This window comes from Nocardiopsis listeri NBRC 13360, assembly GCF_001570765.1.
Classification (GTDB): domain Bacteria; phylum Actinomycetota; class Actinomycetes; order Streptosporangiales; family Streptosporangiaceae; genus Nocardiopsis; species Nocardiopsis listeri.
On record NZ_BCSH01000001.1, the window covers coordinates 42,571 to 69,267 of the forward strand.

General features: G+C 71.1%; 7 protein-coding genes. 5 read left to right on the forward strand and 2 right to left on the reverse strand.

The window, feature by feature from the left end; translation table 11 throughout:
- Positions 1-430: 430 nt before the first annotated feature.
- The 5 genes from NLI01S_RS00190 (at position 431) to hrpA (ending at position 24,995) form a co-directional block, all read left to right on the forward strand.
- A complete protein-coding gene (locus NLI01S_RS00190) occupies positions 431-8,458 on the forward strand; it encodes a type I polyketide synthase (RefSeq protein ID WP_067597167.1) in 8,028 nt (2,675 codons plus the stop codon).
- 13 nt (positions 8,459-8,471) lie between these two features.
- On the forward strand, positions 8,472-13,280 hold the full coding sequence (locus NLI01S_RS00195; RefSeq protein ID WP_449289440.1) for a type I polyketide synthase: 4,809 nt from the start codon (positions 8,472-8,474) through the stop codon (positions 13,278-13,280).
- Positions 13,281-13,370: 90 nt separating this feature from the next.
- Entirely contained in the window at positions 13,371-20,429 is a 7,059-nt protein-coding gene (locus tag NLI01S_RS00200; RefSeq protein WP_067597173.1) for a type I polyketide synthase, read from the forward strand.
- Positions 20,430-20,495: 66 nt separating this feature from the next.
- Entirely contained in the window at positions 20,496-20,798 is a 303-nt protein-coding gene (locus NLI01S_RS00205; protein WP_067597489.1) for a prevent-host-death family protein, read from the forward strand.
- Between the two features lie 213 nt (positions 20,799-21,011).
- Complete coding sequence (gene hrpA, locus NLI01S_RS00210; protein ID WP_067597179.1) at positions 21,012-24,995, forward strand: ATP-dependent RNA helicase HrpA; 3,984 nt, start codon at positions 21,012-21,014, stop codon at positions 24,993-24,995.
- Between the two features lie 48 nt (positions 24,996-25,043).
- Here the strand turns inward: hrpA and NLI01S_RS00215 are convergent, their stop codons facing one another.
- Complete coding sequence (locus NLI01S_RS00215; RefSeq protein WP_067597181.1) at positions 25,044-25,694, reverse strand: pyridoxamine 5'-phosphate oxidase family protein; 651 nt, start codon at positions 25,692-25,694, stop codon at positions 25,044-25,046.
- A 64-nt stretch (positions 25,695-25,758) separates the two neighbouring features.
- Positions 25,759-26,229 carry a globin domain-containing protein gene (locus NLI01S_RS00220; protein ID WP_067597183.1) on the reverse strand — a complete coding sequence of 157 codons (471 nt, stop codon included), beginning with the start codon at positions 26,227-26,229 and terminating at the stop codon, positions 25,759-25,761.
- Positions 26,230-26,697: the final 468 nt, after the last annotated feature.

Genomic DNA, 26,697 nt, shown 5'->3' on the forward strand with positions numbered 1-26,697 from the left:
TCGCTCCCGCCTCACCCCGTAGTGCCCGATGTCCACGGACATCGGGCATTTCCTTTCGGTAACAGTGTCGTGGAATTGCCAGTTGTGACAGGGTCTGAATGTTCGCAGTGGATTGACCGAAAACTAGTGTTCCGTTGTCTTCTGTCCTGAATCGCGGATAGCATCCACTCTGCGGACGGCTCGAAACCACGGGTGGGGAACGTGTGGTTGCAGTGTTGATCGAGCCGTGTGCGGCTTGATTATCCCTGTGGTCGATTTCCGGAGAGTTCATCGGTTCCGGCCGCGGGGTCTCGTGCCTGTCGGACCCACCCCGAACTGCGCCTCAAGGGCAGTGCGCGTGCACCTTCACGAGACTTTCAAGCCGAGCCGTGACTCTCCTCGGGCCAGGACCCGCCCGGGTGAGGACGTCGAGTTCGACCGGAGGAACGCGATGACCAGGGACCCTCGAAGCGGTGCGGCCCCCCGCTCACCCATCGCGGTGGTGGGGTTGGCCTGCCGCCTGCCAGGTGCCTCGACACCGGACGCCTTCTGGCGGTTGTTGTGCGAGGGGCGGGAGTCCATCTCACCGCCGCCCGAACGTCTCGGTCGGGCCTCCGCCGAAAGAGACCACCGCTGGGGCGGTTACCTGGACCGCGCCGAGGACTTCGACGCGGCCTTCTTCGGTGTCTCCCCGCGTGAGGCCGTGGCCATGGACCCCCAGCAGCGGCTGATGCTCGAACTGAGCTGGGAGGCCATCGAGAATGCGCGTACCGCGCCCGACGCCCTGCACGGCACCAGGACCGGGGTCTTCACCGGTGCGATCTCCTCGGACTACTCCCTCCTGCTCCGGGACGAGCCCGCCTCGCATCACAGCCTGACCGGTGGTCAGCGCGGCATGATCGCCAACCGCGTCTCCTACACGCTCGGACTGCGCGGGCCCAGCATGACCGTGGACAGCGGGCAGTCCTCCTCGCTGGTCAGCGTGCACACGGCGATGGAGAGCCTGCGCAGCGGCGAGTGCGACATCGCGCTGGCCGGCGGCGTCAACCTCATCCTGCTGCCCGGAAGCACCGATGACGTGGAGTTGTTCGGCGGTCTGTCGCCGGACGCCCACTGCTACACCTTCGACTCGCGCGCCAACGGCTACGTCCGAGGCGAGGGCGGGGCCGTGGTCGTCCTCAAACCGCTCGATCGCGCGCTGGCGGATGGCGACCACGTCCACGCCGTTCTGTCCGGTGGAGCGGTCAACAACTCCGGCCCCACCTCCTACCTGGCCCGGCCCGAACCCGAAGGTCAGGTGGAGGTCCTGCGGGCCGCCCACCGCCGGGCCGGGATCGACCCCGCGCACGTGGGATACGTGGAGTTGCACGGCACGGGCACCCCTGCCGGCGACCCGGTGGAGGCCGCCGCGCTCGGTGAGGTCTTCACCAAGCGTTCCAGCGCCCTGCGAGTGGGTTCGGTCAAGACCAACGTGGGACACCTGGAGGGCGCCGCCGGAATCGTCGGCCTGATCAAGGTCGTGCTCAGTCTTTCCCACGGCCTGTTGCCGCCCACCCGGAACTTCGACGTGCCCAACCCGGGGATCGACCTGGAGGGTCTGGGGCTGGCCCCGCAGACCGTTCGGGAACCCTGGCCCACGGAGACCCCTCTGGCCGGGGTGTCCTCCTTCGGTATGGGCGGGACCAACTGTCACCTCGTCCTGGCCCCACCGCCTCGACGCACACCAGAGGCATCCGGTCAGGCGCCGGGGGAGGGCGCCCTCGACCCCGTGCCCTGGATCCTCTCGGCCCGCTCCGAGGAGGCCCTTCGCGCGCAGGCCTCGGTCCTGCACTCCTTCGTGTCCAAACGGCCCGGTCTGCGCCCCGAGGACGTGGGTTTCTCACTGGCGACCACCCGCACGGTCATGGAGCACCGCGCGGTCATCCTCGCCCCGGGCGGAAACGGAACACGTGACCTGGAGTCGATCCGCCCCTCCGGCGTTCCGGTGGGCGATCGCGATGGTCGCGGCCCCGTCCTGGTCTTCCCGGGACAAGGCGGCCAGTGGGCGGGCATGGTCCGTCCGCTCCTGGACGGCGACGGCCGACTCGCCCGGACCTTCGGTCGGCGACTGCGTGAGTGCGAGAGGGCCCTGGACCCCTACGTCGACTGGTCCCTCACCCGCGTACTGCGCGGGGAGCCGGGGGCGCCCCGTTACGTCGGACCCGAAGCCCGTGTGGACGTGGTGCAGCCGGTCCTGTGGGCGGTCATGGTGGCGCTGGCCAGGGTCTGGGAGACCCTGGGCGTACGCCCCACCGCCGTGATCGGTCACTCCCAGGGCGAGATCGCCGCGGCCCACGTGGCGGGTGTGTTGACCTTGGAGGACGCCGCCAAGGTGGTGGCGCTGCGCAGCCAGGCTCTGACCGCCCTCGGTGGCAGTGGGGCGATGGCCTCCCTCGGGCTCTCCCCGGAACAGGCCCGAGAGCTCATCGGCTCGCTGAACGACCTCCACCTGGCGGCGGTCAACGGACCCGAGTCCGTGGTGGTCTCGGGTGATCCCGCCTCGGTGCGCGCCGCAGTGGACCACTGCGTGGACGACGGTGTGCACGCTGCCCTGGTGGACGTCGACTACGCCTCGCACTCCGCGCACGTCGAGCGGGTTCGGGAGACCCTGCTCGAACAGTTGGACGGCATCACGCCGCGCCCGACCCGGATCCCGGTCCTGTCGACGCTGACCGGGAGCGAGCTACGCCAGGACGGGCCGGCCATGGACGGTCGGTACTGGTACCTGGGGTTGCGCAATCCGGTCCGCTTCGCCGACGCGGTGGCCGAGGCGGTGGCCGGCGGACACCGCACCTTCGTCGAGGTCGGCCCACACCCCGTCCTGGCCCACGGGATCGAACGTGTGTTGGCCTCCGGTGAGACGCGCGGAGTGGTGCTGGAGACCCTGCGGCGCGACCACGGAGACGAGGCCCAGCTGCTGACCGCGGCGGCCCAGGCCTTCACCGCCGGGCTGGAGGTGAACTGGGGCAACCTCTTCAGGGGTTCGGGCGCGCACCGCGTCGACCTGCCGACCTACCCCTTCCAACGCACCCGTTACTGGCCCGAGCTCACCCCGGTCGCACCGATGACCGTGGCGAGGGAGGGCGTGTCCGAACCGACCGACGCGCCGGTCACCCTCGTGGGCGGAGGAGCTTCCGGGCTGGTGGCGTCCCTGAGCGCCCAGGTGTTGGAACTGGACGAGCTGGACCCCGCGGACGAACGGCGGGCCTTCCGCGACCTCGGATTCGACTCCATCATGCTGCTGGAACTGGCCGACCTCATCGAGGACGAGACCGGTGTCCGCCTGGAGGACTCCGTCCTCTTCGAACTCCCCACCCCGGCCGCGCTCGCCGGACACGTCGCCGAGGAACTGGGCGAGGAGCCGCCCGACCGGGAGCGGGAGAGGACCACGCCACGCCGTGCGGCACCCGCCGAGACCACGCCGGCGGCGGTGGCCGACGACGACCCGATCGCCATCACCGCGATGGCCTGTCGCCTGCCCGGCGGGGTGAGCTCCCCGGAACAGTTGTGGCGGTTGTTGGAGGAGGGGACCGACGCCATCGGAGCCTTCCCCGAGAACCGCGGCTGGGACCTGGACTCGCTCTACGACCCGGAACCCGGCACCCCCGGGCGCACCTACACGCGCAACGGCGGGTTCCTCTACGACGCCGACCTCTTCGACGCCGACTTCTTCGGTATCAGTCCTCGTGAGGCCGACGCGATGGACCCCCAACAGCGGTTGCTGTTGGAGACCTCCTGGGAGGCGATCCACCGGGCCGGCCTGGACACCGAGGAACTACGCGGCCGGCAGGTGGGCGTGTTCGTCGGGGCGATGCCCAGTGAGTACGGTGCGCGGCTGGCCGATCCGGCCGGTGACGCCGACGGCGGGTACCGGCTGACCGGAAGCACGCTGAGCGTGGCCTCCGGGCGTATCGCCTACGTGCTCGGTCTCAACGGCCCCGCTTTGACCATCGACACCGCCTGCTCCGGTTCACTGGTGGCCCTGCACCAGGCCGCCGCCGCACTGCGCCGGGGCGAGTGCTCCATGGCGCTGGCCGGTGGTGCGACGGTCATGGCCACCCCCGGGATGTTCCTGGAGTTCTCCGCGCAGCGCGGCCTGTCCGCGGACGGACGCTGCCGTGCCTTCGGCGCGGGCGCCGAGGGTACCGCGTGGGCGGAGGGGGCGGGCATGCTCCTGCTCGAACGAGCCTCGCAGGCGCGCCGCAACGGTCGCCCCGTATTGGCCTTGCTGCGCGGTAGCGCCGTCAACTCCGACGGGGCCTCCAACGGTTTGACGGCCCCCAACCCGGAGGCCCAGGAGAGGGTGATCCGTCAGGCCCTGTCCGTCGCCGGTCTCACCCCCGGTGAGGTCGACGCGGTCGAGGCGCACGGCACCGGGACCCGACTGGGCGACCCGATCGAGGCCCGTGCCCTGATGTCGGTCTACGGCCAGGAGCGGGAGCACGACCTGCTGCTCGGCTCCCTCAAGTCCAACATCGGCCACGCCCAGGCCGCGGCGGGGGTGGCGGGCGTGATCAAGACCGTGGAGGCGCTGCGCCACGGCCGCCTGCCACGGACACTGCACGTCGACGAACCCACGGACCGGGTCGAGTGGCGGGGCAGCGGTGTACGTCTGCTCTCCGAGGAGACCCCCTGGCCCGACACCGGACGGCCCCGGCGGGCCGCGGTGTCCTCCTTCGGGATCAGCGGCACCAACGCGCACGTGCTGTTGGAGGGAGTGGCCGACGAGGTCGCCCCGGTCACCGTGCCGGATGATCCCTTCCAGCGTTCCCGCCACTGGCTTTCGCCGAGTGAGCCCGAGGTCCGTACGGAGGAGGTGGTGACCCCGCTGTTGGACGACGGACTCGCCTTGGCCGACGGGGGCGCGGTGTTCCACGGACGGATCTCCGTCGCCCGGCAGCCCTGGGTCGCCGACCACCGGGTCCTGGGCCGGGTGATGGTGCCCGGCACCGCGATCGTGGACCTGGTCGCCCGAGCGGGAGCGCGCGTCGGCGCCGACGTCGTCGCGGATCTGGTGCTGGAGGCGCCCCTGACGTTGGGGCGTGAGGGGACGGCGGAGCTTCAGGTCCTCGTCGCCGCCAAGGACGGGCGAGGACACCGTGAGGTCAACGTGTACGCGCGAGGCGGGACCACCACGGACCTGCCCTGGATCCGTTACGCCTCCGGTGCCGTCACCGGTGCGCGGACCCCGGTGGACACCCCAGGGAACACGGAACGGGGCTCGACCGTCCCGCCTTCCTCCGACGCCGAACGGATCCCGGTCGACTACACGGACCTGAGCGCTCGGGGTTACGGATACGGCCCGGCGTTCCGCGGACTGAAGTCGGTGCGCGAATACGCGGACGAACTCTTCGTCGAGGTCGAACTGCCGGAGCGGGTCGCCACGGACGAGACCTTCCACGCGCTCCACCCGGCCCTGATGGACGCCGTCCTCCACGCGATGCTGCCGGGAGGCGGCGAAGAGGGCGACCACGGACCCGTGGTGCCCTTCGCCTGGAGCGACGTTCGGCTGAGCGCCGTCGAGGGAGAGGAGACGCCTCGCACGTTGAGGGCGCGGCTCTCCCCGTTGGGCGGGGATCGCTACCGGCTCCTGGCCACCGACACCGGCGGCGAAACGCTCTGGTCCGTCGAAGAACTGACCCTGAGGCCGCTGGGCCGGGACGCTCTGCCCGAACCGGAACCGGGCGAACTTCCCGAGCTGTACGAGCTCCACTGGGAAAGGGCGGAACCTCCGCAACCCCGGGGCGAGGAGACAGGTACCCTTCCCGCCCTGGCGGACCTGGACCCCGAGGCGCCGGTGCCCGCGCTGGTCTGCGCGGAGCTGCCCGCATCCGTGGTCTACGCCGAGGGCGACACCCTGCCCGACGCGGTACGGCAGGGGCTGGATTCGGCCCTGGAGTCGGTCCGTGAGTGGCTGGCGGATGAGCGTACGGTCGACTCTCGTCTGGCCCTGATCACCTGGCGCGCGGTCGCCGTCGAGACCGGGGAACCGCTTCCCGGCCTCGCCGCCGGTCCGGTCTGGGGGCTCTTCCGTGCCGCACAGCGCGAACACCCCGGCCGCTTGGTGCTGTTGGACTCCGACGGTGCAGAGGAGTCCCACGCGGTCCTGCCCGCGGCGCTCGAACTCGACGAACCACAGATCGCCCTGCGTTCGGGCACCGTCCTGGTTCCACGTCTGCGGAAGTCCCAGGAAGCGGAGGAAGGAATCTTCACCCCCTCCGGCCGACTGTGGCGCGCGGACACACGGAGCCCGGGTTCCCTGGAAGCGTTGGACGCGGTGCCCTCACCCGAAGGCGGGGCCGTCTTGGCCCCCTCGGCGGTTCGTCTCTCCGTACGGGCCGCCGGGGTGAACTTCCATGACGTCGTTACGGCTCTGGGTGTTGTGGACGACGGTGTCGGGATCGGGATCGAGGGCGCGGGAATCGTCTTGGAGACGGGTTCCGAGGTGACGGACCTGGCCCCCGGCGACCGTGTGGCGGGGATGTTCGACGGTGCCTTCGGTCCCTTCGCCGTGGCGGATCGGGCCCGTCTGGCACGCATGCCCAAGGGTTGGACCTTCGAGCAGGCGGCCTCGGTGCCGGTGGCCTTCCTGAGCGCCTACCACGGCCTGGTGGACCTGGCCGCGGTGCGCCCCGGTGAGAGCGTGCTCGTGCACGCGGCGGCCGGGGGCGTGGGTACCGCCGCCGTCCAGCTCGCCCAGCACATGGGTGCCAAGGTGTTCGGCACCGCCAGCCCGCACAAGTGGCCCGGGCTGGCCGCCTACGGCCTCCCGATGGAACGGCTGGCCTCCTCCCGCACACTGGAGTTCGAGGGCCGGTTGAGGGAGGCCAACGACGGCCGAGGCGTCGACGTGGTCCTCAACTCACTGTCCGGCGAGTTCGTGGACGCCTCGCTGCGCCTCCTGCGCTCGCCCGGCGACGGCGCGGGACCGGGTGGCCGGTTCGTGGAGATGGGCAAGACCGACATCCGTGACGCCGACGAGGTGGCCGCCGACCACCCGGGTCGTACCTATGAGGCCTTCAGCCTGCCGGACGTGGATCCCGAACGGATCGGCCGGATGCTCGCGCGGGTGATGGAGCTGTTCGAGGAGGGGGCCCTGCGTCCCCTGCCCACCACCGTGTACGAGGTCGGGGAGGTCCAGGAGGCCTTCCGCGCGCTCCAGCGTGGCGAGACCGTCGGCAAGGTGGTCCTCAAGATCCCCGTGCCCTTCCCCCAGGAGGGCACGACCCTGATCACCGGTGGTACCGGCGGGCTCGGCCACCGTCTGGCGCACCACCTGGTCACCGCATACGGCGTTCGGAACCTGTTGCTGCTCGGCCGTCGCGGCACGGACACCCCCGGACAGGCGGAGCGGACCGCCCGGTTGGAGGCGTTGGGCGCCGAGGTGGAGGTCGTCGCCTGTGACGCGGCCGACCGCGAGGAACTGCGGAGTGTCCTGGCCGCGGTGCCGGGAGACCGTCCGCTGCGCGCGGTGGTCCACGCCGCGGGGACCCTCGACGACGCCACCGTCGCCTCCCTGACTCCGGAGCGACTGCGCACCGTCCTGCGTCCCAAGGTCGACGCCGCGTGGAACCTGCACGAACTCACCGACGACCTGTCGTCCTTCGTCCTGTTCTCCTCGGCGGTGGGCGTCCTGGGCAACCCGGGGCAGGCGAACTACGCGGCGGCCAACTCCTTCTGCGACGCGTTGGCACACCTGCGGCGCGGGGACGGCCTTCCCGCGGTTTCGCTGTCGTGGGGGCTGTGGGCCGGTGGTGGCGGTATGACCGGCCACCTGGAGGAGTCCGACCTGGCCGTACTCGGCCGGAGCGGTCTGTTGCCGATGCGACCCGACGCGGCGCTCGACCTGTTCGACACCGCGCTCTCCCGGAACCCGGTCCACGCGGTCCCCGCGTGGCTCACCCCGGCCACCGGTGTGAGCGTGTTCCGAGGGCTCCTGCCCGAACCCGGCGCGGAGCTCGCCGTGCCCGCCGCACCCACCGCCTCCGGTTCCACCGGTGGCGCGGGGGAGGTGGGGGATCCGGCCGCGCGTTTCGCCGCCATGGGCGAGGACGAGCGGTCCCGCGCCCTGCTGGAGGAGGTCCGCGCGCACACCGCCGTGGTCCTGGGGCACCGGGCCGATTCGGCGACCAAGGTGGACCCCGACCGCCCCTTCACCGAACAGGGCACGGACTCGCTGACCAGCGTGGAGCTGCGCAACCGGCTCAGTAGCGCCGTCGGGGTGCGGATCCCGGCCACCGCCGTCTTCGACCACCCCACCCCCCGAGCGCTGGCACGGTTGCTCGACGGTCTCCTGGCCCGGGAACCCGAGGTCGCGACCGAGCGCGTCGGCAGGCACCGGACCGACACACCTCGCACGGAGGCCGGAAACGAGGACGACATCGACGAGATGGGTGTCGACGAACTGGTGGACCTCGCCCTGCGGGGCCCGAGCGTTTGACGAGGAGCTTGAGTTGAGCAGCGAAAGCGAACGCCTGGTCGCGGCGCTCCGGAGCGCGATGAAGGAGAACTCCCGGCTCCGCGCCGAGTTGGAGAGCGACTCCGAACCCGAACCGATCGCGATCGTGGGTACGGGATGCCGACTGCCGGGCGGCGTGGACACCCCCGAACGGTTGTGGGAGATGGTCTCGGAGGGACGGGAGGCGGTCGGTCCCCTCCCCGACGACCGTGGATGGGATCTGACGGGACTCCTGGCCCATGGGGAGAACGGCCCACTCGTCGACATGGACCGGGGCTCCTTCCTACGGGACGTCTTCGACTTCGACCCGGCCTTCTTCGGTATCTCGCCCCGTGAGGCCGAGGCGATGGAGCCCCAACAGCGCCTCCTGCTCGAACTGGCCTGGGAGACGCTCGAACGGGCGGGGATCGCCCCGACCTCCCTGGCCGGCAGCGAGACCGGTGTCTACGTCGGACTCGTCCAACAGGAGTACGGGCCGCCGGTGCACCGGCCCACGGCGGACGGCGTCACCCTGACCGGGGTGTCGTCGAGCGTCGCCTCCGGCCGCATCTCCTACTGTCTGGGGCTGACCGGCCCCGCGCTGACGGTGGACACCGCCTGTTCCTCCTCGCTGGTCTCCATGCTCCTGGCCGTGCGCGCCCTTCGTGAGGGCGAGTGCTCACTGGCACTGGCCGGTGGCGCCACGGTCATGTCGACCCCCGCGACCCTCACCGAGTTCACCCGCCTGCGCGGGGTGGCCCCCGACGGACGCTGTAAGGCCTTCGGTCGGGACGCCGACGGAGCCGCCTTCTCGGAGGGGGCGGGGATGGTGGTGCTGGAACGCCTGTCCGACGCCCGAAGCAACGGCCACCGCGTCCTGGCGGTCGTCCGGGGCGGCGCGGTCAACCAGGACGGGGCATCCAACGGGCTCACCGCACCCAACGGACCCTCCCAGACCCGTGTGATCGGCCGGGCCCTCGTCGACGCCGGACTGACCCCCGCCGACGTCGACCTGGTGGAGGCACACGGCACCGGGACCACCCTGGGCGACCCCATCGAGGCCCAGGCGTTGATCGACGCCTACGGCCGGGGACGTTCCAAGGACCACCCCCTCTGGTTGGGTTCGCTCAAGTCCAACATCGGGCACCCGCAGGCCGCCGCCGGGGTGGCCGGGGTCGTCAAGACCGTCGAGGCCCTGCGTCGCGGGATCATGCCGCCCACCCTGCACGCGGACGAACCCAGCACCTACGTGGACTGGGACGAAGGAGTCCGGCTGCTCCAGGAGCCCCGCCCCTGGGTGGACACCGGTCGACCGCGCAGGGCCGCCGTCTCCTCGTTCGGGATGAGCGGAACCAACGCCCACCTGATCCTGGAACAGGCTCCGGACGCCGGCCCACGGGACGTCCCCGCGCGGCCGGTCTCGGTGGCAGGGGCCGCCGCCTGGCCCCTGTCCGCGCGGACCCCCGAAGCGCTCACCGCCCAGGCCTCGCGCCTGCGCGAACACGTCCAGGAGCGCCCCGACCTCCTTCCGTCCGATGTCGGACACGCCCTGGCCACCACACGCTCGGCCCTCGAACACCGGGCCGTGGTCGTGGGACGCGACCGTGACGAACTCCTGACCGCGCTGACCTCCCTGGAGACGGGAACGCCGGGGGCCACCGTGGCCACCGGCCGGGCCCGCCCGGACCGCCGACCCGTACTGGTCTTCCCCGGCCAGGGCGGCCAGTGGGAGGGCATGGCCGTCGAACTTCTGGACGCCTCCGCCGAGTTCGCCCGGCACGTCGACGCCTGTGAACGGGCGCTGGAACCCCACGTCGGTTGGCGGCTCACCGACGTTCTTCGAGGTGTGCGGGGCGCGCCCGCCCTGGACCGCGTGGACGTGGTGCAGCCCGCGCTGTGGGCGGTCATGGTCTCCCTGGCCCGCCTGTGGATGGCGCACGGCCTGGTCCCGGCCGCCGTGGTCGGCCACTCGCAAGGGGAGGTCGCCGCCGCGCACATCGCGGGCGCCCTCGGCCTGGACGACGCCGCGAAGGTGGTGTCCCTGCGCAGCCGCGCCGTACTCGAACTCGCCGGCACCGGGGCGATGGCCTCGGTGGCGAGCCCCGCCAAGGCCGTGCTCGACCGTCTCGGTCCCTGGACGGGACGTGTCCACGTGGCCACGGTCAACAGTCCTTCGAGCACCGTCATCGCGGGTGAACCCGACGCGGTGGCCCAGGTGGTCCAGGGGTGTGAGGACGAAGGCGTCCGGGCCAGGATGATCGCCGTCGACTACGCGTCCCACACACCGTTCGTGGACGTCCTACGCGATCGGATCCAGGGTGAACTGTCCGGGATCGTCGCGTCCCGACCGGAGATCCCCCTGTACTCCACCCTGACCGGTGAACTCCTGGACGGGCGACCGTTGGACGCGGCCCACTGGTTCCAGGGCCTGCGCGAACCCGTGCGTTTCGCCGAGGCCACCGAGGCACTGATCAGCGCAGGACACGACGTGTTCGTCGAGGTCGGACCGCACCCGGTGCTCACCCCGGCCGTTCAGGAGACCGCGGAGGCCGTCGGGGCCGACGACGCGGTCGCCTTGGGGACCCTACGCCGTGACGAGGGCGGACCGGTCCGCTTCCTGACGGCCCTGGGACAGGCCCACGGCCACGGTGTCGACCTCGACTGGGCCCCACTGTTCGATGTGGACGCCACCCCGGTCGACCTGCCCACCTACGCCTTCCAAAGACAGCGATATTGGAGGCCGGGACCGGAGACGCAGACCGCGGGGTGTTCCCCCGAGGACGTCGTCGGCATCGTCGACGGCGGTCCCGCCGGCGACTGGACCTACCGAGAGGAGTGGGTGACCGTTCCGGCGCCCGCCACAGTGTCGGCGAACCCACCGGCCACGGCCACCGACCGGGGCACCTGGCTGTTGGTCGGCTCCCGGAACGGGCCGGCGATCCAAGGCTGTGTCGCGGCCCTGGAGGCCGACGGTCACCGCACCCGCGTCGTCGACCTCCCCCACGACGCCGGGCGGGACTCCGTGTCCGCGCTCCTCGACACCGCCCGGAACGGGGCGGGCGACCTCGCCGGCGTCCTGCTGACCACCGCCCTGGACACCGCGCCCGACGAGGTCCGGCCCCCCTCCACCGCCCCCGCCCACAAGGACGCCCTCCTCACCCTCCAGGCCATGCTCGACACGGGGATCGACGCCCCGCTGTGGTGCCTGACCAGTGGCGCGGTCGACAGCGGAACCGGCGTGAGTGATCCCGCCGCCGCGTTGCTGTGGGGCCTGGGCCGTGTCGCGGCCCAGGAGCACACCGACCACTGGGGAGGTCTGGTCGACCTTCCAGACCCGGGTGACCCGGAGAGCGGAACCACCCTGGCCGCGATCCTGACCGGCCGGACGGCGACGGGCGAGGACCAACTCGCGGTTCGCGGCCCCGAGGTACTGGCGCGACGACTGGCCAGAGCGCCGCTCGGAGAGGACGGGGTCCGGGACTGGAAGCCCTCGGGCACGGTCCTGGTCACCGGCGGCACCGGAGGGCTCGGAGCGCACACCGCGCGCCGGCTCGCCGAACTGGGGGCCGAACACCTCCTTCTGCTCAGCCGCCGCGGACCCCATGCCCCCGGGGCCGAGGAACTGATGGCCGACCTCCGCGCCACCGGGGCCCGGGTCACCCTCGTGGCCTGCGACGTCGGGGATCGCGCCGAACTCGGCCGAGCCCTCGCGGGTGTTCCCGAGGAACTCCCGCTCACGGCCGTGTTCCACACCGCCGCCGAGCTGGACGACGGCGCCGTGGCCGACCTCGACCCGGTCGGCGTCGCCCGGGTCCTGCGGGCCAAGGCGGACGGAGCCGTGCATCTGCACGCGCTCACCAGTGACCTGGACCTTTCGGCGTTCGTGTTGTTCTCGTCGGTGGGCGCCGTCTTCGGTGTGACCGGCCAGGGCAACTACGCGCCCGGCAACGTCTTCTGTGAATCCTTCGCCCACTACCGTCGATCCCTGGGGCTACCGGCCACGTCGATCGCGTGGGGGGCCTGGGAGGGCGCCGGAATGGCCGGTCGCGAGGCGGTGGCCGGGCTGCTGCGCCGACACGGGCTGCCCACCATGAAACCGGAACCGGCGCTGGACGGGTTGCGGCGAGCCCTGGACCACGACCAGACCGCGTTGGCCGTCGCCGACGTCGACTGGCCGCGCTTCCGGGTGGCCTTCACCGCCAACCGGCCCAGCCCCCTGATCGGCGACCTCCACCCGGCCGGGGACACGGGGACCGCCGCGTCCACCACCCCGCCCCCGGAGGGAACGCCGTCCACTACCGCGACGGAGCCGCCGGGAGCGGCACTGCGGGCCCGGCTCTCCGGAGCGGGGCGCGGTGAACGGGTCCACGCGCTCACCGAGCACGTGTGCGAACACGTGGCGGCCATCCTCGGATACCGGTCCGGGGACGAGGTCCCGTCCGACCGGGGCCTGAAGGACCTCGGAATGGACTCGGTCACGGCCGTGGAGCTGCGCAACCGGCTCTCCGCGCTCACCGGGGTCCGCCTGCCCTCCGCGGTCGCCTTCGACCACCCCACCTGCGATGCGCTTGCCCGACACGTCGAGGAACGCGTGTTCGGCAGCGCGGAACAGATCGTCCTGGAACGTCTCGACGGCCTCACCGCCGCCCTCGACGAGTACGAGGGCGAACGGGGAAGCCTGGTCGCCGAGCGACTCCGAGCCCTGTTGGGCCGACTGGACCCGGGGACGTCGAACCGGCCGGAGCCTGGATACGAGGGCTCCGACCTGGCCACGGCCTCGAAGGAAGAACTTTTCGCGCTCATCGACGAGACCCTGGGCGACTGAGCCCGGCGGCGACCGATGACCAAGGACCGAACGACCACAGCCAAGACCTCGGCACCGCGGTGCCGCGAAGTGAAGCGGTGAGGCACGCCCATGACCGACGACGCACAGGTTCTCGACTACCTCAAACGGGTCACCACCGATCTGCGACGCACCCGCGCCGAGCTCACGCGGCTGCGTGAACGCGACAGCGAGCCCATCGCGATCGTGGGCATGGGATGTCGTCTGCCCGGAGGGGTGAACGGCCCGGAAGAGCTCTGGGACCTGCTGGCCCAGGGGGCCGACGCGATCGGAGACCTGCCCGAGGACCGGGGATGGGACGTCGAGGACATGCGGGGCCGCCCGGGCATGTCCGCGGGTGGCGGGTTCCTCGACGACGTGGCCGGGTTCGACGCCGGTTTCTTCGGGATCTCCCCGCGCGAGGCCGAGGCGATGGATCCCCAACAGCGGCTCATGCTGGAGGTCACCTGGGAGTCCCTCGAACGCGCCGGGATCGACCCCGCCGCCCTGGCCGAGACGCCCACCGGGGTCTTCACCGGGATCAGCACCACCGACTACGCCCGCACCACCACCTCCGGCAGGGTACCCATGCCCGAAGGGGCCGAGGGCTACCTGATGACCGGCGTCGCCGCCAGCGTGGCCTCGGGAAGGATCGCCTACACCCTGGGGTTGAGGGGCCCCGCGCTGACCGTCGACACCGCGTGCTCCTCCTCCCTGACGGCCGTCCAACTCGCCGTGCGGTCCCTGCGCCAGGGCGAGTGTTCACTGGCGTTGGCGGGCGGCGCCACCGTGATGTCGAGTCCCTCGCTCTTCGCGGAGTCCGCCAAACAGGGGGTGCTCTCCGAGGACGGTCGCTGCAAGGCCTTCGGTGCCGGGGCGGACGGCACCGGGTTCGGTGAGGGCGCCGCGGCCCTGGTCCTGGAACGGCTCTCCGACGCCGAACGCAACGGCCACCGCGTCCTGGCGGTCGTTCGGGGCGGCGCGGTCAACCAGGACGGAGCCTCCAGCGGACTGACCGCTCCCAACGGTCCCGCGCAGACCCGGGCGCTCCGGGCGGCGCTGACCGACGCCGGACTGACCCCCGACGACATCGACGCCGTGGAGGCGCACGGGACCGGCACCGAACTCGGTGACCCGATCGAGGCCGACGCCCTCCTGGACGTGTTCGGCGATAGGTCGGGCGGGGACCCCCTCTGGCTGGGGTCGGTCAAGTCCAACCTGGGCCACACCCAGGCGGCCGCCGGCGCCGTCGGGATCATCAAGATGGTGCTGGCCCTGGGACACGAACGACTTCCCAGGACCCTGCACGCCGATCGCCCCTCGACCCTGGTGGACTGGGAATCGGGCGGTGTGCGGCCGTTGTCCCGGCCTCGGGACTGGCCGCGCGGCGAACGACCGCGCCGCGCGGGTGTGTCCTCCTTCGGCATCAGCGGGACCAACGTCCACTTGGTGCTGGAGGAGGCCCCCGAACCCGCCACCGAGGCCGCACAGGTTCCGGAAACCGCCGGACCACTGGTCGAAGGGCGCACCGCCTGGCTGCTGTCCGCCCGCGACCGGGCCGCGCTCACGGACCAGGCCGACCGTCTCGCCGACCGGCTGACCGACGACCCCGGCGGTGTCCCGTCCGCCGGTGACGTCGCCCGTTCCCTGGCCACCACCCGTGGCCGTTTCGCCCGGCGGGCGGCCGTTGTCGGCGCCGACCCCGAGGTCCTCACCGACCGGTTGCGGGCCTTGGCGAAGGCCGAGGACGCCGAAGGTCTGGTCACCGGTGAGGTCCACCGGTCCGGACGCTCCGAGAAGCCGGTCTTCGTCTTCCCCGGCCAAGGCGGTCAGTGGGCGGGCATGGCCAAGGGCCTCATGGCCGACTCCCCGGTCTTCGCCGAGTCCGTGGCCGAGTGCGAACGGGCCCTGGCCCCCTTCGTGGACTGGTCGCTGTCGGCGGTCCTGCGAGAGGAACCCCACGCCCCGCCCTTCATAGGACAGGACGCCCCGGCGGACGTCGTGCAACCGGCCCTGTGGGCGGTCCTGGTATCCCTGGCCCGGCTGTGGCGCGCCGCGGGGGTCGAACCCTCCGCCGTGGTCGGTCAATCCCAAGGAGAGGTGGCGGCCGCCTGCGTGGCCGGGATCCTCTCCCTGGAGGACGGGGCGCGCGTGGTGGTCACCCGCAGCCGTGTGCTGGCCAAGGTCGCGGGGGAGGGCGGCATCGCCGTGGTCGGACTCGGCGCGGCCGAGGTCGCCGCTCTGATCGAAGGCCAAGGGGACCGGATCGTCCTCGCGGGCGCCAACGGCCCGGAGACCTGCACGGTCGCCGGCGCCGCCGAGGTCGTCGACGTGTTCGTGGCGGCCCGCGAGAGGGACGGGACCTTCGTGCGAAGGATCCCGGTCGACTACACCTCGCACTGCTTCCTCATGGACCGGGTCGAGGAGGAGTTCCGGGCCGGTCTGGTCGGCCTGCGCCCTCGTCCGGGCACCGTGCCGTTCCACTCCACCGTGGCCCCCTCGCCCATCTGGCGCCCGGGGGACGAGCCGCCGACGGAGCCCGTGGACGGGACCACGCTTAACGCCGACCACTGGTACCGGAACCTGCGCCACGGAGTGCTCCTCGAACCGGTGATCCGCCGCCTGGCCACCGCCGGGCACGCGTTCGTCGAGGTCGGAGCGCACCCGGTGTTGTCGATGCCGTTGCGGCGGACCCTGGAGGCCGCCGGCGTGGCCGACCGCCCCGTGGTGCACACCCTGCGCCGGGACGAGGACACCGGCGACCGCTTCCTCACCGCGCTGGCGGAGGCGCACTGCCAAGGAATCACCGTCGACTGGGTACGGGTCCTGGGCGCCGGCGCGAACGACGTCGAGCTGCCGACCTACCCCTTCCAACGACGCCGGTACTGGCTGGAGGAGCCCGCGCTCGCCGGCGACCCCTCATCGGTCGGCCTCGCCCCCGCCGACCACCCGCTGATCGGTGCCTGGACACCGATCGGTGCGACCGGACAGACCCTCTTCACCGGCCGACTCGACACCGCGCGGGCGCCCTGGCTGACCGAACACGCGGTGTCCGGTCGGGTGATCCTGCCCGGAACCGCCGCGTTGGAGCTGCTCCTGAACGTGGGCCGGGTCTGCGACCGTCCCGAGATCGCCGAGCTGACGCTCAGCGCACCCCTGGAGATCGACCCCGACGGTCCCGGGACGCCCTTCCAGGTCATCGTGGAGGCCCCCGACCTGCGCGGGGCACGCGACTTCCGGCTGCTCTCGTCCTCCTCCGACGGAGAACACTGGACCGAGCACGCCCAGGGACGGCTGGTCCCGGCCGCCCGAACCCCCGCGCCGGCCCCCGTGCCGTTCGCACCGGACACCACCGAACTCGCGATGGCCGACACCTACGCCCTGTTCGAGGCCCGCGGCATCGAGTATGGCCCCGCCTTCCAGGGCCTGCGCGCGGTCCGCGCCGACGGAACCCGCACCTGGGCCGAGGCCGGACCGGACACCCTGCCCGCCGACGCCGATGCGATGACCGGCCCGCACCCGGTCCTGCTCGACGCCGGACTCCAGTCCCTGCTCCTGCGTGAGAGGGACACCGACGAGGCGCCCCGACTACTGATGCCCTTCGGCTGGAGCGGGGTACGACTCCATCGGTCCGACACCCCCGAACGGGTCCGGGTGCAGCTCACCCGGACCGGTGACGACACCTACGAGGTCCTGGTCACCGACCCCGAGGGCGCGCCGGTCCTGAGTATCGCCGCCCTCTCCGTTCGGGAGGCCGCACCGATGACCGGAGCGGACCGGGACGCGCTCTTCCACCAGGAGTGGGAGGAACTCACCGAACCGGGCCAGGGCGCCGTGCCCGACCCGACGACCTGGGCCGCGGTGGGCACCGTGCCCGGGATCGATCGTCGTCCCCAGGAGGGCGACGAAGCGCCCACCGTGATCGTGCTCGCGCCCCAAGGCCCCGCGGGCGCCGACCCCGAACAGGCCCTGGAACGGTTGTCCTCCGTACTGGGCCCGATCCGCGACCGGGTGGAGGCCGAGCGTTACGCCGACACCCGTTTCGTGGTGCTCACCCGGGGAGCCGTGAGCCTGCCGGGGGACACCGACCTGCCCGTCGACCCGTCCGCCGCGTCGCTGTGGGGACTCATCGCCTCCGCAGAGACCGAGAACCCCGGCCGTTTCCTGCTGTTGGACGCCGACCACGTCGAACCCGAACTGGTCGCCGCCGCGCTGCGCACGGAGGAACCACGGGTGGCCGCCAGGGACGGGCGGTTGCACGCCCCGCGCCTGGCGCGCACCCGCTCCGCGACCGACGACGGCACCCTCCCGCCCGCACGCGGCTCGGGCTGGCGCCTGGACACCGACGGTCACGGCATCCTCGACGGGCTCGCCTACGTGCCCGTGGCCCAACGCGCGCTCGCACCCCATGAGGTGCGCGTCGCCGTCCGCGCCGCGGGACTGAACTTCCGCGACGTCCTGATGACCGTGGGCATGTACCCCGAACCGGGCGACATCGGCAACGAGGGCTCCGGTGTGGTGCTGGAGGTCGGTGAGGCCACCGAAGGTCTGAAGCCCGGCGACCGGGTGATGGGGCTCTTCCCCGGCGCCTTCGGCCCGGTCGCGGTGGCCGACCACCGGTACCTGGCCAAGGTCCCCCAGGGGTGGGACCACGCGGAGGCGGCCGCCGTGCCCGCCGTGTACCTGACCGCCTACCTCGCCCTGGTGGAGGAAGCCGACCTGCGCGCCGGTGAGACCGTGCTCATCCACTCCGCCGCGGGTGGGGTGGGTCAGGCGGCTCTCGGCCTGGCCCGGCACCTCGGTGCCCGCGTGCTCGCCACGGCAAGCCCCGAGAAATGGGACCTGCTCCGAGGGGCCGGGCTGGGCGAGGACGAGATCGCGCACTCGCGCGAACTCGGATTCGAGGAGCACTTCCGCGCGAGCGCCGGCACCGTGGACGTGGTCCTCAACTCCCTCACCGGGGACGCGATCAACGCGTCCCTGCGGCTGCTCGGCGAGGGCGGCAGGTTCATGGAACTGGGCCGTAACGAGCTGCTCGGAACGGGCGAGGTCCCCGAAGGCGTCACCTACCGGGCCTTCAATGTCCTGGAATCGGGGCCGGAACCGATCCGGCGAGCCTTCGCCGCGCTCCTGCCGCTCCTGGCGGACGGCACCCTGCCCCGCGGCCCCCTCAACCGGTACCCGATCGAGGAGGCGCCCGAGGCGTTCCAGATCATGCAGCGCGGCCACAACGTCGGCAAGGCCGTACTGGAACTGTCCACCCGCTTCCGCCCCGGTGGAACGGTCCTGATCACCGGGGCCACCGGCCGCCTGGGCAGCCTGGTCGCCCGCCACCTGGTCGTCCGGCACGGCGTGGAGGACCTCCTCCTCATCGGCCGCCAGGGACCCCGCGCCCCCGGCGCGACCGAACTCGTCGCCGAACTCACCGAGCTCGGTGCCCGCGTCCGAATCGAGGCGTGCGACGTCACCGACGCCGACCGTCTGCGGGACCTCCTCACCGAGGTTCCGGTCTCGGCGGTCGTGCACTCGGCCGGCCTGATCGACGACTCCACCTTCACCGGCCTGACCACCGCACGCCTGGACAAGGTGATGGCTCCCAAGGCCGTCGGCGCGTGGAACCTGCACCGTCTCACCGCCCACCTCGACCTGGACGCGTTCGTCCTGTTCTCCTCGGCGGCGGGGGTCTTCGGTAGCGCAGGTCAGGCCGCCTACTCGGCCGCCAACGCCTACCTGGACGCACTCGCCCGGCACCGGCGGGAACGGGGACTGCCGGCCCAGTCGCTGGCCTGGGGGCGCTGGCTGGTGGAGACCCGCGAGTTCGCCGAGATGGACGACGTGTCCGCGAACCGGATGGCCCGCACCTGGGGCGTGGAGGGGATCGGCGACGACGAGGGGTGCGCGCTGCTGGACGCGGCCATGGCCGCCGGCCGCGCCGAACTCGTGCCCTCACCGATCGACCTGGTGGGCCTGCGCACCCGAGCGGTCACCCAAGGGTCCGTGCCGGCGCTGATGCGCGGGCTGGTGCGTGCCCCCGAACGCGCGGCCGATGCCACCGACCGGGTGATCTCCGTGCCGTCCGGGGCCGAGCGCAGGGAGCTGATCACCCGGCTGGTCCGTGAACGCGCGGCCGAGATCCTCGGCTACGCGGAGTACGGCGCCCACCAGGAGTTCCCCGAGTCCGGGTTCGACTCGCTGACCGCCGTGGAACTGCGCAACCACCTCCAGGCGCTCACCGATCTGCGCCTGCCCGCCACCCTGGTGTTCCAGCACTCCACCCCGGTGGCCCTGGCCGAGCACCTCGACCGGGAGATGGGCGGACCCGCCCCGGGCACGGGTACGGGTACGACCGGGGGGACCTCCGACAGCCTGGTCGGTCTCTTCCTGGACGCCTGCGTCGCGAACCGCCCCAAGGAGGCCGTCGACCTGGCCCTGGCCGCCTCGCGCACACGCGCGGTCTTCACCGGGGCCTCACCCTCCTCCACCACCACCCTGGCCACGGGACCCGAGGAACCCGTCCTGATCTGCCACCCGTCCCTGGTCATGACCTCCGGCCCGCACGAGTTCGCCCGGTTCGCCGGCCGGTGGCAGGGCCGCCGTGGAGTCCACGTGCTCTCCGCTCCGGGATACCTGGAGGGCGAGGAACTTCCCGCGGACCTGGACACCTTCGTGCGCTCCCAGGCCGACCAGGCGCTGGCCGTGGCCGACGGCCGCCCGTTCGTCCTGATCGGTCGTTCCTCGGGTGGTTGGACGGCACACGCCGTCGCCGAGGAACTCGCCGCCAGGGGGACCCCGCCCGCGAAGGCCGTCCTGCTCGACACGGTGGTGCCCGGCGACGACGAACTCCTGCCCATGGTCACGGAGTTCGTCACCGAGCGCGCCAACGAGTTCGAGCTGATGGACACCGCCCGACTGACCGCGATGGGCGCCTACCTCGACCTGTTCGCCTCGTGGCGGCCCTCCTCGTGGCGGGGCCCGACGGTACAGGTGCGACCGATCGAAGCGGTGGTCACCGCCGGTGGCGCCAAGCTCGGTCTGGACTGGAGTTGGCCCACCGCGCACGACCGGTTCGAGGTGCCGGGGGACCACTTCACCATGATGGAGGAGCACGCCCCCCGGACCGCCGAGGCGGTGGACCGGAGCATTTTCGGGTGACCCTCCCGTCGGCGTGGTCGCGGTGGACCCACCGCGACCGCGCCGCGGTTCTGTATACCTGTGTTCATGGACCTTCTTCGGCACGGGCACGAGATCAGCGTCACTGATGCGACGCGAAGAGGAGTCGCCGGAATCGTCCATGACGCGGAGCAGGGGACGGAGCTCATCGTGACCAGGCGTCGCGAGCCCGTCGCCGCCGTGGTCGCCTATGAGCGGTTGACCGAGCTCGAACAGGCCGAGGCCGACCTCAGGGATCTGGCGTTGGTCCTCACCCGCGCCGCGACCGACAGCGGGCGGCGCACTTCCCTGGACGACGTGCTGGCGGCCTTCGGGTACAGCCGAGCCACTCTCGAACTGCCGGAGGACTGATGGTCGAGAGCCTCTTCACCGATGCCGCCATCGATGAACTGCGGAGTCTCGGTCGTGTCCCCACTGAGCGGCGGCGGAACAATCCGTCTCGTCGGGGCGTTGGCGAGTGTGGTGCGCCCGGGACCCCGACCCGGCAGCCGCCCGCACCCCGCACCGACCCGGCCGGCCACGCCCGGTAAAACCGGTTGCGGGCCCTTCTAACCTTGAGTACTGATGAGCACCACCACGCCCGCGCACGCGCGCAAACCCTCCTCCGACGCGGATCCGCTCCGCGCCCGGTTGCGCGGCCTCATGCCCGCCGACCGCCATCGGCTCCGTCGCCGCATCGACGGCCTCGCCAAGATCGGTGACGAGCGTCGCCGCGCCTCGGTGCGCGACCAGGTCGTCAAGGACGTCGAACGCGCCGAGACGCGCGTGGAACTGCGCCGTGAGGCCGTCCCCGAACTCTCCTATCCCGAAGAACTCCCGGTCAGCGCAAAACGCGACGACATCTCCGCGGCCATCCGCGACAACCAGGTCGTCATCGTCGCCGGTGAGACGGGTTCGGGTAAGACCACCCAGCTGCCAAAGATCTGCATGGAGCTGGGTCGTGGCGTCATGGGCACCATCGGCCACACCCAGCCGCGCCGGCTCGCCGCCCGCACGGTCGCCGAGCGCGTCGCCGACGAGATCGGCACCCCCCTGGGGGAGACGGTCGGCTACAAGGTCCGTTTCACCGACTCCTCCGGTGACAACACCCTGGTCAAGCTGATGACCGACGGCATCCTGCTGGCCGAGATCCAGCACGACCGGATGCTGCGCCAGTACGACACGCTCATCATCGACGAGGCGCACGAACGCAGCCTCAACGTCGACTTCCTGCTCGGATACCTCAGGCAGCTGCTGCCCAAACGGCCCGACCTGAAGGTCATCATCACCTCGGCCACCATCGACCCCGAGCGTTTCTCCCGTCACTTCGACGACGCCCCCATCATCGAGGTGTCCGGGCGCACCTATCCGGTGGAGGTCCGCTACCGGCCCATCACCGACGAGATCCTCGACCCGGAGGAGAAGAACCCGTCGGGCGGCACCGACAAGGATCAGACCCAGGCCATCCTGGAGGCCGTCGACGAGCTCTCCCGCGAGGCCCCCGGGGACGTCCTCGTCTTCCTCAGTGGTGAACGGGAGATCCGTGACACCGCCGAGGCCCTGGAGAAGAAGAAGCTCCGCGGCACCGAGGTCCTCCCGCTCTACGCCCGCCTGTCGGTGGCCGAACAGAAACGCGTGTGGTCCCGGCACGGCGGTCGCCGCATCGTGCTCGCCACCAACGTCGCCGAGACCTCGCTGACGGTGCCCGGCATCAAGTACGTGATCGACCCCGGCACCGCCCGCATCTCCCGCTACTCGCACCGCACCAAGGTGCAGCGCCTGCCCATCGAGGCTGTCTCGCAGGCCTCCGCCAACCAGCGCAAGGGTCGCTGTGGCCGTGTCTCCGAGGGCATCTGTATCCGGCTGTACTCCGAAGAGGACTTCCTGTCCCGCCCCGAGTACACCGACCCCGAGATCCTGCGCACCAACCTGGCCTCGGTCATCCTGCAGATGGCCGCCCTGGGACTGGGCGACGTCGCCGCGTTTCCGTTCGTGGACGGCCCCGACCACCGCCAGATCAAGGACGGCGTCAACCTCCTCACCGAGCTGGGCGCCCTGCACCCCGAACCCAAGGACGTCAAGGAGGGTCGGCGTCGCCTGACCCCGACCGGTCGCCGCCTGGCCCAGCTGCCCATCGACCCCCGTTTGGGGCGCATGGTCCTGGAGGCCCAGGAACGCGACTGCCTGCCCGAGGTCATGGTGATCACCTCCGCGCTGTCCATCCAGGACCCGCGCGAACGTCCCACGGAGAAGCAGCAACAGGCCCAGCAGGCGCACGCCCGGTTCGCCGACAAGGAATCGGACTTCCTGGCCTTCCTCAACCTGTGGAACCACCTGCGCGAGCAGCAGAAGGAACTGTCCGGCAACCGGTTCCGCAAGATGTGCCGCGAGGAGTTCCTCAACTACCTGCGGGTACGCGAGTGGCAGGACATCCACGGCCAGCTCAAGCAGGTCCTGCGGCAGATGGACATCGAGGTGCCGCCGCTGCGCGAGGAGACCGCCGACACCCGCGCCGTGCACATGTCGCTGTTGTCCGGCCTGCTCTCCCACGTGGGCCTCAAGGACCCCGACAAACACGAGTACCTGGGCGGTCGTGGGGCGCGCTTCGCGATCTTCCCCGGTTCGGCCCTGTTCAAGAAGCAACCGCGCTTCGTCATGGCCGCCGAACTGGTCGAGACCTCCAAACTGTGGGGTCGCATGGTCGCCAGGATCGAACCCGAGTGGGCCGAGGAACTGGCCGGCGACATCGTCAAGCGCAGCTACAGCGAACCGCACTGGGAACGCAAGCGCGGCGCCGTCATGGCCTATGAGCGGGTCACCCTGTACGGGGTGCCCATCGTCGTGCAGCGCAAGGTGTCCTACGGCCGGATCGACCCGCAGATGTCCCGGGAGCTGTTCATCCGCCGCGCCCTGGTCGAGGGCGACTGGGAGACCCGCCACCAGTTCTTCCACGACAACCGCGAACTCCTGGACGAGGTCGAGGACCTCGAACACCGGGCCCGCCGCCGCGACATCGTCGTGGACGACGACACCCTGTTCGACTTCTACGACCGTCGCGTGGACTCCTCCGCCGTGTCGGCCGCCCACTTCGACTCCTGGTGGAAGAAGGCACGCCGCACCGAACCCACGCTCTTGGACTTCACCCGCGAGGAGCTCATCAACGACGGTGTGGACGTGGTCAACGAGGACGACTACCCCGACGTGTGGCGTCAGGGACCCTTCGTCTTCCCGCTCACCTACCAGTTCGAACCGGGCAGCGACTCCGACGGCGTCACCGCGCACATCCCCGTCAAGTTCCTCAACCAGGTGGAGAACAACGGGTTCGACTGGCAGATCCCCGGACTGCGCGACGAGCTCGTCACGGCGTTGATCCGTTCGCTGCCCAAACCGCTGCGTCGCCACTTCGTACCGGTGCCCGACAACGCCGCCCGGGCCCGAGGCGCCCTGAACCCCTACGAGGGTTCGCTCACCGAGGCCCTGGCCGCCGAGCTCACCGTCATGGCCTACGGCGAACGCGTCCGGCCCGAGGACTTCCAGCTCGACAGGGTCCCCGACCACCTGCGCATCACCTTCCGTGCGGTGGACGACCGGGGACGCACGCTGGCCGAGTCCAAGGACCTCGAACAGCTGCGCGCCAAGCTCAAGCCGCGACTGCGCGAGGCGATCGCCACCGAGGCCAAGGGCGTGGAGAAGAAGGGCATCACCTCCTGGGACTTCGGCCGGTTGGAGCAGACCCTGGAACGCAAGGCGCTGGGCCCGAAGGTGAAGGGCTACCCGGCGCTGGTGGACGAGGGCGACAGCGTCGCCATCCGCATCTTCGACACCGACGCCGAACAGCGCTCCGCCATGCGCGCGGGTGTGCGCCGACTCCTGCTGCTCACGATCCCGTCCCCGGCGACGGCGGTGAGCAAGGGCCTGAACAACCCGGACAAGCTCGCCCTGGCCGACAACCCGCACGGTTCGATCACGAAGATCCTCGCCGACGCCGAGTCCGCCGCCGTCGACCACCTGCTGGCCCGTGAGGGCGGCCCGGTGTGGAACGGCGACGACTTCGCGAAGCTGCGCGATCGCGTGCGCGCCGACCTGGGCGACACCCTCGCCGAGGTCCTGGACAAGGCCGCCCGTGTCCTCGTGCTGTGGCGCAAGGTGTCCAAGAAGGTCAAGGGCACCACGTCCCTGGCGGTGCTGCCCTCGCTCAACGACGTTCAGGGTCAGCTGGGCGACCTGGTGGGGGATGGCTTCCTCACCAACGCCGGCCTGTCCCGTCTGGACGACGTGCACCGGTACCTGCGCGGCATCGAGTACCGGCTGAACAAGCTGCCCGAGAACCCGCGCCGCGACCAGGTCAACATGTCCAAGGTCGAACAGATGCGCCAGGCCGTGCGGCGGATCCGGGGCGTGCTCAAGGCCGGCCGCGCCGACGACCCGGACGTGGTCGAACTGCGCTGGATGCTGGAGGAGTATCGGGTCAGTCTGTTCGCCCAGGAGCTGCGGACCGCCTATCCGGTCTCGGACAAACGCATCATGAAGGCGATCGAGGCGGTCAAGGCCGCCGACAAACAGAGATAGTCGCGTCGCCCGCCCCGCCCCACAGGCGGGGCGGGCGACCCCCACCGCTTAGGAGCGTCCGACCCCCGCCGCCGTCCCTCTGCGGGCCTGGCCCTCCTCCTTGGCACCGAAGAAGTCACCGCCCTTGCGCAGCGTGTCGTCCGTGCCCCAGGATTCGCCGGCACCGACCCTGCGCAGGTGGGGGATGTGCTTACGGCAGTGGATGTAGGCCTCCTCGACCCGGACCACCATCCACATCAGCGCTCTTTGCCCCGGTACCTGGGGCAGGGGCAGTCGCGGGACGTGGGAACGCAGGCGTTCGTCCTCGGTGACCTTCACCCGGCCGTTGACGTGGAGGCCGATCCGGTCCCGTTCGAAGTCCAGGAACATCAGGCCGATGTGCGGGTTCTGGACCACGTTGCCCGCACTGGCGAACACCCCGTTGCCCCGGTACTCCGGGTAGGCCAGGGTGTGGTCGTCGATGACGTGCACGAAACCGGGCGGCCCACTCCGGAAACTGGAGTCGCACTCGCCCTGGGCGTCCGCCGTCGCGACGAAGAGCATCTCCTGGCGGGCGACGAACTCCTTCATCGCCGGGTTGAGGTGGTCCAGCATCTGGTCGCGGTAGAAGCGGTCGGCGCGTTCGGTGGTCCCCATGACCGCTTGTACGTGGCGTTCTCCCCCGGATCCGGGCACGCTGTTGCTACTGCTCTGTGTCATCAAGGAAGGCTTTCGACTGGGTGCGATGTGGGGCGGAGACCGGGCGCTACCGCGCCCTTGCGCGTCAACGTGCTCCGTGGGACGAGGAGGACGCGGCGAGTTCGGCGCCGGCGAGCATGTGCGCGGTGACCCATTGGTAGACCAGCACCCACGCCGAGCTCATCGAGGAGGACCAGGTGGGGGAGACCTCGCTGACGGCACGGACCAGGGCGCGTCCCACGTGGGGGTAGTGCTCGGGGCGGACGCCCAGCTCTCGGTGGTGCTGCGATCCCAGCCGGCGCAGGTATCCCGCGAGCTCCTCGGGGGTGTCCAGGTGTTGGACCACGGACAGCAGGGCGTCGGCCATGCGTTGCTGCTGCGGCTTGAGATCGGCGGAGAACATCTCGCGCATCTCGGGGACCATGGTGAAGAGGTTGTCGTAGAAGGCCCTCGATAGGCGGGTCGAACCCTCGGGGATATCGGCGCACGACAGACGGACCTGTTCGATGGTCGCCGGATCGGGCAGCGGTACTTCGGATATGGAACGGAGGGCCAATGGGGGTCCTGTTGTTCGGGTTCGGGGGCCACGGGTCGTGAGTACGCCGGGCCGGGCGCACCCTCCGAACCGAGGATGATCGAGTCTTTGACCTGGATCTTCGTATGCTTTTCGCGACCAAGGTCCCGAAGTGCCCTAATCTTCCGTGTTCTCGCGGAATCCGAGAGACTGAATCCGCCGAAAGCGCAGAGGACATGGGTTATCGAGAGCGGTTCCGTCCTCCCAGGATCGGTCTTTCGAGGAGGAACTGTAACAGACGCGCTACACAGGGCAGAGGCTCCTTTTTTGTGAACAGTGAATACTTTCGGGACTCAGGCGCATGTGACATGGGCGCCTCGCGAGAGGCCGGGCCCGGGGTGCTCACCCGAGGTCGGGGGCACCGACCGGTTCGGTCTTTTCCGACCGCGCCCAGGGGCGATAGCATGCCGCCGGTGGTATGGACCACATCCCTGCCCCAAGCGACGGAAA